The organism is Xenorhabdus beddingii (assembly GCF_002127545.1).
Classification (GTDB): Bacteria; Pseudomonadota; Gammaproteobacteria; order Enterobacterales; family Enterobacteriaceae; genus Xenorhabdus; species Xenorhabdus beddingii.
The window spans coordinates 51411-67025 of record NZ_MUBK01000009.1 but is presented as its reverse complement, the minus strand read 5'-3'; the positions used below and the strand labels follow the sequence as shown (position 1 = coordinate 67025).

Annotated in this window: 2 protein-coding genes and 2 pseudogenes; 1 reads left to right on the top strand and 3 read right to left on the bottom strand. The window is 52.4% G+C overall.

The window, feature by feature from the left end:
- Window positions 1-64 precede the first annotated feature (64 nt).
- Window positions 65-691: a glutathione binding-like protein gene (locus Xbed_RS07170; RefSeq protein WP_086112240.1), complete on the bottom strand. Its 627-nt coding sequence runs from the start codon at window positions 689-691 to the stop codon at window positions 65-67.
- Between the two features lie 180 nt (window positions 692-871).
- Here Xbed_RS07170 and yfcD point away from each other — a divergent pair, with 180 nt between their 5' ends.
- Complete coding sequence (yfcD, locus tag Xbed_RS07165; protein ID WP_086112239.1) at window positions 872-1393, top strand: NUDIX hydrolase YfcD; 522 nt, start codon at window positions 872-874, stop codon at window positions 1391-1393.
- Between the two features lie 120 nt (window positions 1394-1513).
- Here yfcD and Xbed_RS20810 read toward each other — a convergent pair.
- Together Xbed_RS20810 and Xbed_RS07160 are read right to left on the bottom strand one after the other, a co-directional pair.
- Window positions 1514-2296 (bottom strand): annotated as a pseudogene (locus Xbed_RS20810) (thioesterase domain-containing protein); the annotation flags it as partial.
- A gap of 135 nt (window positions 2297-2431) precedes the next feature.
- Window positions 2432-15538 (bottom strand): annotated as a pseudogene (locus tag Xbed_RS07160) (amino acid adenylation domain-containing protein); the annotation flags it as partial.
- Window positions 15539-15615: the final 77 nt, after the last annotated feature.

The window sequence follows — 15615 nt, the reverse complement described above, 5'->3', positions numbered from 1 at the left end:
ATCTGTTACCGACTTCAAGTTTTATGGTGAAAAATTTCGCCACTCACTGAATTATTTGCAAGCGTTACTGAGACGATTCATTATAAGCCGCTTTTGTTGCAGGGCGTTTGCTGATCTTATCAAGCCATTTTTCAACCGCAGGATAATCCCGCACATCGATTTTTTGATGCTCATAGCATTTGGCCCACGGATACGTGGCAATATCGGCGATACTGTACTCGCTCCCTCCCAGATAGGCGGTCTTTTCCAGTTGGGTATTCAACACGCTGTATAAACGTTGGGTCTCTTCCACGTAGCGTTTAATGGCATAAGGTACGACTTCAGAAGCATAATGATTGAAGTGGTGATTTTGTCCGAGCATCGGGCCAAACCCCGCGACTTGCCAGAACAACCATTGCAGTTGTTCAGTACGCTCACGTGTATCTTGACTTAACAGCCGACCTGTTTTATTTGCCAAATAAAGTAAAATGGCCCCTGACTCGAAGAGAGAGACCGGTTCTCCTCCATCGGCAGGTTGATGATCGACAATCGCGGGGATTTTGTTATTGGGGGCGATGGCAAGGAATGCAGGTTTAAACTGTTCGCCTGTACTGATATTAATAGGGTGAATAGTATAAGGTAAGCCGGCTTCTTCAAGGAAGAGGGTGATTTTGTAGCCATTAGGGGTTGGAGCATAATATAGATCTATCATATAACCTCCGATAATAATAACTCTTTGATAAATATGGCAGTGTTACATTACCACTGTTTGTCTGTAATATGTTACAAATTTCTTATTTCTGTATTAGGGGCAGTGGACTTATTTTAGCCTCCTTAATCGGGGCATCACAGCAAAAACGGGCATACCAATCGTTTATTAAAGGTTCTTAGGATGGCGCAAGAAAAATCAGCAAGTATTGAATGGATTGACATTGTCAATGAAGACAATGAAGTGATTGCGCAGGCGACTCGTCAGCAGATGAGAGCGCAAAACTTGAGGCATCGTGCCACTTATATTGTCGTGCATGATGGAATGGGCAAAATTCTGGTTCAGCATCGTACAGAAACGAAAGATTTTTATCCGGGAAAATTGGATGCAACGGCTGGTGGTGTCGTTATGACGGGAGAATACTGGCTTGATGCGGCTCGCCGGGAAGCGGAAGAGGAGTTGGGCATCGCCGGTGTTCCTTTTGCAGAGCATGGGGTTTTTTACTATGAAGAGGAGACTTGCCGTATATGGGGAGGTCTGTTCAGTTGTGTCAGCCACGGGCCGTTTGCATTGCAGGAAGAGGAAGTCACGGCGGTTTATTGGCTGACATCAGAAGAAATTACGGCTCGTTGTGACGAGTTTACATCAGATTCACTGAAAGCACTTTCTTTGTGGTTAGCACGTAACAATCAGACGGAATATTGATAGTGCAATCATTTTTTATCTAGTTTTAAAAAGCTCGATAAGTCAGTCAATAGGGCAGCCATATCGGCTGCCACTTGTGATAATCAACTGTTTTTAATCAACAATAAAATTCGCCCATGACTATCCCTGTTTATCAATACTGACTATCGCTGATGCCAATTTCTGAACAAAAGGTTGACGCATGATGGTGATGTGATCACCGGATAAACTCTGCGCTATGACATCCCCGGTCGCCAATGCTTTCCATCCATCAATAAAACGCTCATCAGAAGTCGCTTGTTTCTTATACTCTTGGTTATCGCTCGCTATAAACAGGTGGATCGTTCCTGCATAGTGCGCTTGTGGTTGATAGTTCATTAACGAGTGAGCCTTGAACACATTTAAATAAGTCGCGATTTCCTGAGGTTCAAGTTGAGGTGGCAAAAGTTGCTCTTCAATCAGGCGAAGTCGCAGGCTGTCGATTTGCTCTTCTGCCGTCATGGATTGAAACGCTTCTTCAGTGAAGTTTTCTTCCGCGCCTTCCAATGACGCAAGGACATTGCCAAATTCCGCGATCCAGCGGCTGTCAGGCCATTCTGATTCTGACTGTTGGGCCAGGCAATCAAGAGGGGATTCGCTATCAATTAAAGCCAGCAAACCGATACTTTCCCCCTGTTGAACCAGTTGTTGAGCCATTTCGAACGCGAGCCAGCCGCCGAAAGAGTGTCCGCCCAAGTAGTAAGGACCATTGGGCTGCACCTTTTTAAGGTCGTTAATCATTGCGCTGGCCATCACTTCAAGGCTGGAGGGGGGAGCGTTGCGCCCATCCAGCTCAGGGGACTGCATGCCCCAAACCGCATAAGTACCCTCCAGTGCGGCTGCCAATTCCCGCAAGTAGAGCACATGTCCCCCGGCTCCCGGTGCAAAGAACAGCGGGGTAGCCTGAGTATTCTGTGACAGGCCAATCATAGAGCCAATATCAGCATTCTCGCGGTTTTCAATGGCCTGAGCCTGATCTTTAATGGTCGTGAAAGCCATCAAACGCGCCATCATAGTTTGCTCAAGCCCAAACTTTTCTACGGCCAAAGAACTGGCTTTCAGGATGAGCAAAGAATGCCCGCCCAATTCGAAGAAGTGATCATGGCGGCTGACACGGTCTAACCCCAACAACTCTTGCCAAATCTGAGCCAACGTGGTTTCCACTTCACCCCGTGGTGCTTCGTAATCCCGAACCACAATGGCAGACTGATCGGGAGCAGGGAATGCCTGACGATCGATCTTACCATTAGAGGTGAGGGGAAAAGCCTCAAGTATCACGAAGGCACTGGGCAGCATATAGTCCGCAAGGTGTTGAGCCAGTTGCTGACGCAGTTCAGCGGGAACCAGTGTGATGCCGGGCTGAGGCTGAATATAGGCGACAAGCCGCTTATCATCGGGGGTGGTTTCGCGGATCAGGACGATAGCGTCGAGTACGCCCTGACATTGCGTCAGACGCGTTTCTATCTCGCCAAGTTCAATGCGGAAACCGCGTAGCTTGACCTGAAAGTCATTGCGTCCCAGATACTCAATCATGCCGTTTGGCAACCAGCGTCCCAGATCACCGGTTTTGTACATGCGGGCATCAGGCTGTGCGCAGAACGGGTCAGCCACAAATTTCTCCGCCGTTAAATCTGGCCGGTTCAGGTAACCACGGGCAACGCCGGCTCCCGCAATGCAGATCTCCCCGCTGACACCGAGGGGAACCGGCTGACCCAGCGGGTCCAAAATATAGATTTGGGTATTGGCATTGGGATAACCAATCGGAATGGCATCGGTGATCGGGGAGGCGTTGTTATCCAGGATCAGATTGGTGGCGGTCACCGTCGTCTCCGTTGGGCCGTAAGAGTTGATCCAACGGCAGGATTGGGTTTCCGCTATCGACTGCCAATTTAACCAGTGACGGAATTCTGCCTTCTCACCGCCGACAATCACGGTACGCAGATGTTGGCCGAAACCACTGCGCCCTGCCATCATCTCCGGTACCCATTGGTGCCAGAAAGCAGTCGGTATGTCCATGATAGTAATGCGTTGGTCATTCAGCAAAGCGACAAATTCGGCATCGGGTACGCGGATATGGGCCGGGCGCAGAACCAGTGTCGCTCCGGAAGCGAGGGTGGGGAAAATATCAGACACTGAAGTGTCAAAGGCGACGGTGGCAAATTGCAGAATGCGATCACCTGCCTGGGGTTCACTGATTTTGTGTTGTGTATGGATAAAGTTCACCACGTTGCGGTGCTCCAGCATCACCCCTTTGGGTTGCCCTGTCGAACCGGAAGTATAGATGATATAAGCCAAATGATGGGGTTTAAGCCCCATTTGGCTGGCGTCAGGATTATGGACAGGTTGTTTGGCCACCTGATCCCGATGCATTTCATCATCCAGCAGCCAGACATTTAAGCCCTGTACCGGCAAATGGGAACGTAAATGTTGCTGGGTCAGCAGTAACACGGGCTGGCTGTCCGATAGCTGATAGGCCAACCGATCAACCGGATATTCCGGATCAAGCGGAATATAGCCCGCACCGGCCTTGAGGATAGCGTACATGCCAATGATCATCTCCAGACTGCGGTCTACGCAGATAGCGATACGATCATCCGGGCGGACACCCGCCGCAAGCAATTGGTGTGCCAGTTGATTGGCGTGACGGTTCAATTGTGCATAGCTCAATTGCGTATCACCAAACACCAGCGCCGTCGCATCAGGTGTGCGTTCTGCCTGTTGTTCGAACAATTGATGGATCAGGCTATCCTGCGGAATGTCCAGCACCGTGTCGTTAAACGTCCGCAATAATCGGGTGCGTTCTGCCGATGGCAGGATATCGATTGACTGGATTGCCTGCTCAGGGGCATGTTGTAATGCTGCCACAATTCCTTTCAGTGCGGCGTTGACATAAGCATTAATGCGCGCCGGACCTACCTGCCGGCGACATTGCGCCGTCAGCTCGAATCCATCATCAAAATCGTCAATGTCCAGCGACAGCGGATAGTTACTGCGTTCTTCACTTTCTTCACCGCCCTGAATGCCTTCCCAGACCCGTGTGTCGGCGGATTCATCATCTCGCGGACTATGGCGGAAATTGAGCAAGCTATTGAACAGGGGAACGGAAGCCTGAACACCGCTGCAACGCTGGGCAATGGCCAATGGCGTCTGTTCATGATCCAGCAATTCGCTCAAACGCTGATAAGTTTCCTGTACTGCTTGCCCGACGGTGCGTCCTTGCAGTTGAATGCGAACAGGCAGGGTATTGATAAACATACCGAGCACTTGGGAAGCGCCCATGCCACCCTGCAATCGCCCTAACAGAACCGTCCCGAACACCACATCATCACGGCCGCAGCATTTTGCCAGCACGTGTGCCCAGGCCACATGGAACAGCACGGCTGAACTGATGCCTTGCTGGCGGGCGCAATCACGGATCTGTTGTGCCAGCGCGTTATCCAGCGTGAAGATATCTTCGACTATTTCATCATGCTCACCGCGCTGATTTCCCTGTACGTCGAGCAACCCAAAGGGCAGGGTCGGTTCTTCGATATCCCCCAATAATTGCCGGAAATAGGCTTGATGAACTTCAATGGGCACTTTGCGGGTTTCGGCAATAAAATTGCGGTAAGGAACGGGCACGGACAGATGGTCTGTTTTGCCTGAAAGCAGCGCCTGTATCTCACTGAAAATGATGTCCAGTGACAAGTGGTCACAGACCAGATGGTGATGCAACAGACTCAGCCACCACAGACCGGAGTCAGGATCTTCGGCTATATAGGCGGCCAATAGTGGGGCTTTGGTAATATCCAGACGGATCGTGTCGGGTGCCGTGAGACGTCGCAACTGTGCCTCGACACCGGTTTCCGCTGATTCGCTTTCCGTTGAGAGAGTCAGCTCCGTGATGGGCAGGGGTGCATGGCGGTAAACGACTTGCACAGGTATGGGCAGCTCCTGCCAATGGAAGGCACTGCGTTGAATATCATGGCGATCAATAACCTGCTGGAGCGTCTGCAAGAAACTATCCAGCCGGGTCCGGCTGTCAAAGTTGATGAGAGTGTTTTCCAGATAGGTATCGCCTTCTTCTTCCAGTAAGTGATGGAACAAAATCCCTTCCTGCAATGGCCCCAGTGGGTAGATATCCTGAATATTGGCGACCCCTCCCGGTACGCGGGCAACAATCTGATCGATTTGTGCCTGAGTTAAATCCACCAGTGGCAGCATATCTGGCGTAATGCTCCGGCTATCTTCGCGGATCAAATTAGGTGGGATGGCCTGAGCATCTGCGTCCTGATCACTATTCCGGTTTAAGCGGGTGCTCATGGCGGATAATGTTGGTGCGGAGAAGACGGCGCTGACATCCATTGACAGCCCCTGCTGGCGCAACTGTTCGATCAACCCTACGATCAGCAAAGAATGCCCGCCCAGTTCAAAGAAGTTATCGTGGCGTCCGACCTGCTCCAATTCCAGTAAGTTCTGCCAGACTGCCGCCAGTTTCTGCTCAATTTCGCCTTGTGGTGCTTCATATTCGCGGCTGACAATCGCCGAATGATCGGGAGCCGGCAACGCCTTGCGGTCTAATTTACCGTTGGCGGACAGCGGGAAAGTGTCCAGCATGACAAATGCGCTGGGGAGCATATACTCCATCAGGCTGAGGCTCAATTGCTCGCGTAGATGGGTTGGGGTAAGCGTGGCACCCGTTTGTGGGATCACGTAGGCGATGAGACGTTTGTCACCGGTTCCTTCTTCACGGGCAATAACCACCGCATCGCTGACCCCGTCGCAGGCGGCCAATTGTGCCTCAATTTCCCCCAACTCAATGCGGAAGCCGCGTATCTTGACCTGAAAATCGTTGCGTCCCAGATATTCAATCATGCCGTTTGGCAGCCAGCGGCCCAAATCACCGGTTTTATATATGCGGGCATCGGGATGTCCGCCGAAGGGGTCGTCAACAAATTTCTCTGCTGTCAGTTCTGGTCGATTCAGATAACCACGGGCGACACCCGCACCACCAATATGAATTTCACCGCTCACCCCGATGGGAACCGGCTGACCGAGCGTATCTAAAATATAGATGCGTGTGTTGGGCAGTGGACGGCCAATCGGAATGCTGTCAGTCAGGTGCGGGGAATGTTTGTCATCGATGGTCAGAGTCGTGGCAATGACCGTTGTTTCCGTCGGGCCATAGGAATTTATCCAGCGGCAGGATTGGGTTTCAGGGTTGGATAACCAATCCATCAAATGACGATGCTCTGCTTTCTCGCCGCCAACAATGATCGTATGCAGGTATGGGCTGAAGCCACTGCGGCCGGCCATCATTTCCTGTACCCAGTGATGCCAGAAAGCGGTCGGCATATCCATGATGGTGATTTTCTGTTCCCGCAGGAAAGTGACAAAAGTGATATCCGGTATTCGGATATGAGGCGGACGCAGAACCAGTGTGGCACCTGATGCAAGAGTGGGGAAAATATCAGACACCGAAGTATCAAATGCCACCGTCGCAAATTGCAGGATGCGATCACCTAATCGGGGTTCGCTGGTTTGGCGTTGGGCATGGATAAAATTCACCACATTGCGGTGTTCCAGCATGACACCTTTAGGCATTCCGGTCGAGCCGGAAGTGTAAATGATATAGGCCAGATGGTGCGGTTGCAGCCCTAATTGACGGGCATCAGGATTATGGACAGGTTGTTGTGCCACGCTATCCCGATTATGTTGATCATCCAACAACCAGACCGGGATCGGGTGTATCGGCAGGTGTGCCTGCAAATGTTGTTGCGTCAGCAATAACGCGGGCTGGCTGTCCGACAACTGATAGGCCAGCCGTTCAGCGGGATATTCCGGGTCAAGCGGAACATATCCCGCACCGGCCTTGAGAATGCCGTACATGCCGATGATCATATCCAGACTGCGGTCGGCACAAATGGCCACCCGATCATCCGGCCGCACGCCGGATGCGATCAACTGATGAGCCAGTTGATTGGCGCGATGGTTAAGTTGCGCATAACTCAGTTGGCTCTCACCAAATATCAACGCGATGGCATCCGGTGTCCGTTCTGCTTGTTGTTCAAGTAGTTGATGGATCAGGCAATCTTGTGGATAAGCGATGGCCGTAGCGTTAAAGTCTTCCAGTAATTGAGTGCGTTCTGCCGGTGCCAGGGTATCGATTGTTTCAACCATTTTTTCTGGCGCGTGTTGCAGTGCGGCGACAAGCCCTTTCAGGGCGGTATTCATGTGGGCATTGATCCGAGCCGGATTAATGTGCTGGCTGCATTGTGTGGTGAGAGAAAATCCGTCGTCAAAATCATCCACATCCAACGAGAGTGGGTAGTTACTGCGTTCTTCATCACTGAGGATTTGTATACCTTCCCAAGCCTGTGATGTGGAAGAGGTTTCATCGCGTGGGCTATGGCGGAAGTTGAGCAGGCTGCTAAACAGCGGCATCGGTGCCTGAATGCCGCTGCAACGCTGGGCAACGGCCAAGGGGGCCTGTTCGTGATCCAGTAATTCAGTGAGCTGTTGGTAAGTTTCCTGTACGACCTGTTGAACGGTACATGCCTGTAACCGGACGCGGATGGGCAGGGTATTGATAAACATTCCCAAGACTTGGGAAGCGCCGGCGCCCCCTTGTAAACGTCCCAGCAGAACCGTCCCGAACACGACATCATCACGTCCACTGCATCGTGCCAAGACCTGTGCCCATGCGACATGGAACAGCACCGCCGCATTCATGCCTTGTTGACGGGCGCAGTCACGCAGACGGTGAGCCAGCTCACTGTCGAGGGGCAGGATATCTTCTGCGATTGCGTTATGCTGGCTTTCATCCTGATGACCACTCTGGGTGTCATGCAATCCAAACGGCAGGGTCGGCTCATCCACGTCACCCAATAGCGTCTGGAAATAGGCTTGATGGACTTCCTGCGGCACATTGCGGAGTTGGGCGATGAAATTACGGTAAGGCAGGGGAGCCGGCAGACGGTCACCCTCTCCTAACATCAGCGCTTTCACTTCATGAGAGATGATTTCCAGCGACAGATGGTCACAAACTAAATGGTGGTTCAACAAGGAAAGCAACCACTGTCCTGATTCCGGATCTTGGGCAATATAAGCGGCCAGCAATGGCGCTTGGGTCAAATCCATGCGTACTGTGCGAGGGTCGGTCAGGCGATGTAATAGTGCTTCGGTGCTTTCGTTTGCCTGCCCTTCCTCCATTGCATTTTCTGCCATCGGCAGAGTGAGTTCATTCATGGGCAGCGGTGCATGGCGATAAACAACTTGCATCGGTTGGGTCAATCCCTGCCAATAGGCTGCGGTGCGCAGAATATCGTGGCGGTCAATGATCTGCTGCAAGGCTGCGAGGAAAGTATCGAGGCGATCACGGGTATCAAATGCGAACAACTGGCGTAACAAATAAGTATCGCCCTGTGTTTGCCGCAGGTTGTGGAACAGAATGCCTTCCTGTAGCGGTGCGAGCGGATAGATATCCTGAATGTTGGCACAGCCACCGGGTATGGCGTCAGCAAGGGTATCAATCTCGTTTTGTGACAGGGAGACCAGCGGCAGCATATCCGGTGTGATGGCAGTACAGCCGTCAGGGATGAGATTGGGCGGCACAATGAAGTGGGTGGCATGATTCTGTGTCGCCTGCATGGCTTTCGCCATTTCAGCCAGTACAGGGGTGGAGAACACGGCACGGATATCAAGATCCCAGCCTTGATGGCGCAGCCGTTCGAGCAGGCTGACGACCATCAGCGAATGACCGCCCAGTTCAAAGAAATGGTCATAACGACCGATTTTCTCCAATCCCAATAACCCTTGCCAGATTTCCGCCAGTGCTGTTTCTGTTTCATTGGCGGGCGCTGCGTAGCCACGCATGACGACTGCGGCCTGATCGGGTGCCGGCAATGCCTGACGGTTGATTTTGCCATTGGGGGTCAGCGGGAAAGCATCGAGGGTCACAAAGGCACTGGGCAGCATATACTCAGTGAGATGTTGTGCGAGTTGTTGGCGCAGGGTTGCCGGCACGAGTGCAGCGCCGGGTTTGGGGATCACATAAGCGACAAGGTGATTTTCACGGGCAAGCACGATCGCTTCATGCACGCCGTGACATTGCACCAATCTGGCCTCGATTTCGCCCGGTTCAATGCGGAAACCCCGGATCTTGACCTGAAAATCATTGCGGCCCAGATAGTCAATGGCACCATTTGGCCGCCAGCGACCCAAATCGCCGGTTTTATACAGACGGGCATCGGGTTGCTCACTGAAAGGGTCAGGAATAAATTTCTCAGCCGTCAAATCGGGTCGGTTCAGATAACCACGGGCAACACCGGCACCGCCAATATGAATTTCGCCACTGACACCGATGGGAACCGGCTGACCGTGCGTATCCAGAATATAAATACGGGTATTTGGCAGCGGGTAACCAATCGGAATGGCCCCATTTGCCCCATTCAGCTCAGGCGAATCTTTGCCATTTATCGCTAAGGTGGTCGCAATAACCGTGGCTTCTGTCGGGCCATAGGAATTAATCCAGCGGCAGGATTGGGTTTCTGAACTCGACAACCAATTGATTAAATGGCGGTATTCCGCTTTTTCACCCCCCACAATAATGGTATGCAGATAGGGACTAAAACCACTGCGGCCGGCCATCATTTCCTGTACCCAGTGGTGCCAGAAAGCGGTTGGCATATCCAGGATGGTGATCTTCTGTTCACGCAGGAACGCGACAAAAGTCATATCCGGTATTCTGAGATGTGGAGGACGCAGAACCAGCGTGGCACCTGATGCGAGGGTAGGGAAAATATCAGACACGGAGGTGTCAAAGGCCACCGTCGCAAATTGCAGGATGCGATCACCTGATTGCGGCTCGCTGGTCTGGCGCTGGGCATGAATAAAGTTCACCACATTGCAGTGTTCCAGCATCACCCCCTTGGGCTGGCCGGTTGAGCCGGAGGTATAAATAACATAAGCCAGATGATGTGGCTGTAGCCCCATTTGGCGGGGATCAGGATTATGGCGGGGTTGTTGCGCCATCATGGTGCGATGGTCGGCATCATCCAGCAGCAAGACCGGCACCGGTACTGGCAGCCGATCCTGTAAATGGTGTTGCGTCAGCAATAAAGCGGGCTGGCTGTCTGATAGCTGGTAAACCAGCCGTTCAGTGGGGTATTCCGGGTCGAGGGGAAGATAACCCGCACCGGCTTTGAGGATCGCATACAAGCCAATGATCATATCCAGACTGCGATCGACGCAGATAGCGATACGATCATCAGGCCGCACGCCGGATGCCATCAGATAATGAGCCAGTTGGTTGGCATGTTGGTTCAATTCGGCGTAACTCAGTCGGCTATCACCAAACTCTAATGCTATCGCATCCGGCGTCCGTACCACTTGTTGCTCAAACAGTTGGTGGATGAGCTGATCTTGTGGATAGGTCAGTGCCGTCTCATTGAAATCCGCCAATAACTGGCTGCGTTGTTGCGGTTGTAGCAGCGGTAACTCTTCCACCCGCCGTGAATCATCTTCAACCATCGCCTCCAGCAGGGTATTCAGGTAGCTGGCCAGACGCTCAATGCTGGCATGTTCAAACAGATCACTGGCATATTCCAATTCGCCGACTAATCCCTTATCGCTATCATTCATGGAAAGTGACAGGTCGAAATGGGTACTTTTCCGCGTGAAGGGCAGTTCATCCAGGACTAAACCCGATAACTCAAGAGATTGCTGGATTGGCGTGTTATCCAGTGCGAGCATCACCTGAAAAACCGGACTGTGACTCAGGCTGCGTGGGGGTTGCAGGGCTTCGACCAGTTGCTCGAATGGCAGATCCTGATGGACATAGGCTGCCAATGCATGAGTTTTTACTTGGGCCAATAACGCGCTAACGCTGGGGTTATCTTCCAGTTTAACCCTGAGTGCCAGTGTATTGGCGAAGAAACCGATCAGCGGCTCCAGTTCGCTGTGTTGCCGGTTGGCAACCGGTGTGCCAATCACAATATCCCGTTGCCCACTGATGCGGGAAAGCAAAATAGACCAGGCTGCCAGCAATGTCATGAACAGGGTGGAACCATGACGCTGGCCCAGCGCTTTCAATTCTTCACTCAAGGCGGGGGAAAGGGTGAATATCACTTGACCACCGCGATAACTTTGTACCGCAGGGCGAGCTTTGTCCGTAGGCAACTCGAGCAAAACCGGTGCGTCCTGCAGTGCATTGCGCCAGAAATTCACCTGTTTTTCCAACACTTCACCTTGCAACCATTGCCGTTGCCAAAGGGCATAGTCAGCATATTGCAGCGTCATTGCCGGCAGGGGATCATCCAGCCCCTGATGGAAAGCGCGGTAGAGCGTGGACAGTTCATTCATCAGGACATTCAGTGACCAGCCATCCGAAATCATATGGTGCTGGGTCAATAGCATCACATGCTCATCTTCTGCGAGTTTCAGCAGTTGACCCCGTATCAACGGCTCCAATGCAAAATCAAAAGGATGATGGGTTTCAAACCGGGAGGCATCATCAATGGCCGCCTGTTTTTCTGCCTCAGTAAGCTGGCTGAGATCTTTGATCGTCAAATCGAAACCCCGATCGGCATCGGCAATGATTTGCCGGGCAGTACCCTCAATGACTTTAATGGTCGTGCGCAGAATTTCATGGCGAGCCACAATTCTGTCCAGCGTAGCTTGAAGCGCTGCCTGGTTCAGGTGGCCTTTCAGACGCATTCCGCCAGAGATGTGATAGGCCGTTTGAGCCGCAGGATCTAGCTGTGCCAGGAACCACAGGCGTTGTTGCGCCCAGGATAGCGGCAGTGCTTGCTGCCGGCTGACCGGCAAGATCAACGGTGGCGTGGATTGAGGGCCTGATGGGTTGGCGGTGCTCAGTGATTGCGCCAAATCTGACAATACCGGGCGGGTGAACAGATCCTGCAAGTCCACGGTCATATTGAGAACATGATGTAAACGGGAAGCCATTTGCACGGTCAATAGAGAATGTCCGCCCAGCTCAAAAAAGTTGTCGTGGCGTCCTACTTGCTCTATTCCCAACAGGGATTGCCAGACTTCTGCCAGTTTCTGTTCGATTGCCCCTTGTGGGGCGGTGTATTCACGGCTGGCAATGGCGGCTCGATCGGGGGCCGGCAAGGCGTTGCGATCCAACTTCCCACTACCGGTCAGAGGGAAAGCATCCAGTATGACAAATGCACTGGGGATCATGTGCTCCATCAGGTGCGTGCTCAGTTGTTCACGCAGATGGGCAGGCGTGAGCGTGATATCAGGCTGAGGGATCAGGTAGGCGACCAGACGTTTGTCACCGCTGGCTTCCTCTCTGGCCATAACAACCACATCTTTGACGCCTGCGCAAGCCGCCAGTTGGGCTTCCACTTCCCCCAATTCAATCCGGAAACCGCGCAGCTTGACCTGAAAATCATTGCGCCCCAGATATTCAATCGTCCCGTTTGGCAACCAGCGTCCCAAATCACCGCTTTTGTACATGCGGGCAGCGGGTTTTTCACTGAATGGGTCAGCGACGAAACGCTCTGCGGTCAGTTCTGGCCTGTTCAAGTAACCCCGGGCAACACCGGCCCCCCCAATATGAATTTCTCCGCTGACACCGATGGGAACAGGTTGGCCGAGGGAGTCGAGAATATAAATGCGGGAGTTGGCATTGGGACGGCCAATCGGAATGTGATGCGCAATTTCAGCCGCGTGCCCGCCATCCAGCCCCAGTGAGGTGACAATGACGGTGGTTTCAGTGGGGCCATAGGTATTGATCCAACGGCAGAATTGCGTTTCTGGCAGCGATTGCCAATCCACCCAGTGGCGGTATTCTGCTTTTTCCCCGCCGACAATAACGGTATTGAGGTAAGGACTGAACCCCGTGCGATCAGCTTTCATCTCCTGCACCCACTGATGCCAGAACGCGGTGGGGATATCCATAATGGTGATTTTTTGCTGATGCAAGAAGTCAATGAATTCGGCATCCGGGACACGGACATGCGCAGGGCGCAGCACTAAGGTCGCTCCGGCGGCCAGTGTCGGGAAAATATCCGACACTGACGTATCAAATGCCATGGTCGCAAATTGCAGGATGCGATCCCCCGGCTGGGGCTGGCTGATCAGATGTTGGGCATGGATAAAATTGACGACATTGCGGTGTTCAAGCATGACCCCTTTGGGAAGTCCGGTCGAACCAGAGGTATAAATAATATAGGCCAGATGATGTGGCATCAGCCCCAATTGACCGGCGTCGGGATTATGGGTTGGCTGTTGTGCCACGGTATTGTGATGATTTTCATCATCCAGCCACCAGAGCGGGATTTCGGTCACCGGCAAACGCGCCTGTAAGTGCTGTTGAGTCAGCAGTAGCCTCGGGGTGCTGTCCGACAATTGATAAGCCAACCGTTCGGCGGGATATTCCGGATCAAACGGAACATAACCCGCCCCCGCCTTGAGGATACCCAACATACCAATGATCATCTCCGGGCTGCGTTCCACACACAGGGCCACCCGATCATCCGGGCGGATGCCAAAGGCAATCAAGCTGTGTGCCAGTTGGTTGGCACGCTGGTTCAGCTCCGCATAGCTCAGTTGAGTCTCTTGATATACCAAGGCGATGGCATCAGGCATCGACTCAGCTTGTTGTTCAAACAGTTGATGGATCAGTGTCTCCTGCGGATAGTCCAACGCGGTGTCGTTGAAATCCACCAGTAATTGCTTGTGCTGTTGAGAAGTCATCAGCGGCAGTTCAGCGACCCGTTGGGTCTCATCTGCCGCCATGGCTGACAGTAGGGTGTATAAGTGGCTGACCATGCGTTCAATCGTGGCGTGGTCAAACAGATCACGGGCATATTCCAGATCACCGACTAAACCATTTTCAGTTTCATCCAGCGTTAATGTCAGATCAAAATAAGCGCTGTCCCTGATTAATGGCCGCTCATCCAGCACCAAGCCCGGCAGCTCGAAATGCCGTTGTCCCGGCGTATTATTGGTTGCCAGCATAACCTGAAAGATGGGACTGTGGCTCAGGCTGCGCGGGGGCTGCAAGGCTTCGACCAGTTGTTCGAACGGCAAGTCCTGATGGGCGAATGCGTTCAGTGCCTGTGCTTTCACCTGTGCCAGAAGTTCACTGACACTGGGGTTATCATGCAGTTGTACCCGTAATGCCAATGTATTGGCGAAAAAGCCAATCAAAGGGGTCAATTCAGCTTGTTGACGATTGGCGGTAGGGGTGCCGATAACCAGATCATCCTGACCACTGAGGCGCGCAAGCAGTGTCGCCCATCCTGCCAACAATGTCATGAACAAGGTGGTGCCGTGACGCTGGCTGAGTTCTTTTAAACCGGCCTGCAATGCGGGCGGGAGCGTAATATTGACGCGTCCGCCGGTATAGCTTTGTTTCGCCGGACGTGGCCGATCCGTGGGAATATCCAGCAGGGCGGGAGCGCCTTGTAGCGTGTTACGCCAGAATGCCACCTGTTTTTCCAGCATCTGTCCCTGTAACCCTTCGCCCTGTAACCCCTTTTTCTGCCAGAGAACATAATCAGCATACTGAATTGTCAGGGCGGGCATGGGATCTGGCAGCCCTTGGCTGAATGCGTGATAAAGGGTGGATAACTCCTGCATAAAGACACTGACTGACCAGCCATCTGAAATAATATGATGTTGGGTCAACAGCAGGATATGTTGATCTTCTGCCAGTTTTAGCAATCGTCCCCGCACCAAAGGGCCATTGACAAAATCAAAGGGACGGTTTGCCTCAAGGTAAGCAATTTTTTCAATCGCTGCTTGTTGTTCTGATGTATTGTTCTGTCCTGAAATATTGTTCTGTTCTGAAACATTATTCTGTCCTGAATCACAGTCCTGCCCTGAAAATAGCTGACTGAAATCTTCTTGGATCAGCGGGAAACCCCAATTTGCCTCGTGAATGATTTGCTGTGCTTCGTCCTCTACCGTCACGATAGTCGTGCGCAGAATTTCATGACGGGCCACAATACGATCCAATGCGGCTTGCAGAGCATTCAGGTTCAGTTTGCCGCGTAAGTTCAAACCCGCTGACATGTGGTAGGCCGTTTGCGCGGCAGGATCTAATTGGGCAAGGAACCATAACCGCTGCTGTGCCCAGGATAATGGAATGCCATTATCGCGGGGTTGGGGCATGATTGCTGCTTTCTGAGTAGACTGGCGGGTCAATTTCGCCGATTTGGCTAACTCAAGTAATCTTCTGCGTTCAGCTA

Excerpts from the sequence above, each read along its gene's own strand:
- yfcD (WP_086112239.1), top strand. The coding sequence starts at position 872 with ATGGCGCAAGAAAAATCAGCAAGTATTGAATGGATTGACATTGTCAAT.
- Xbed_RS07170 (WP_086112240.1), bottom strand. The coding sequence starts at position 691 with ATGATAGATCTATATTATGCTCCAACCCCTAATGGCTACAAAATCACC.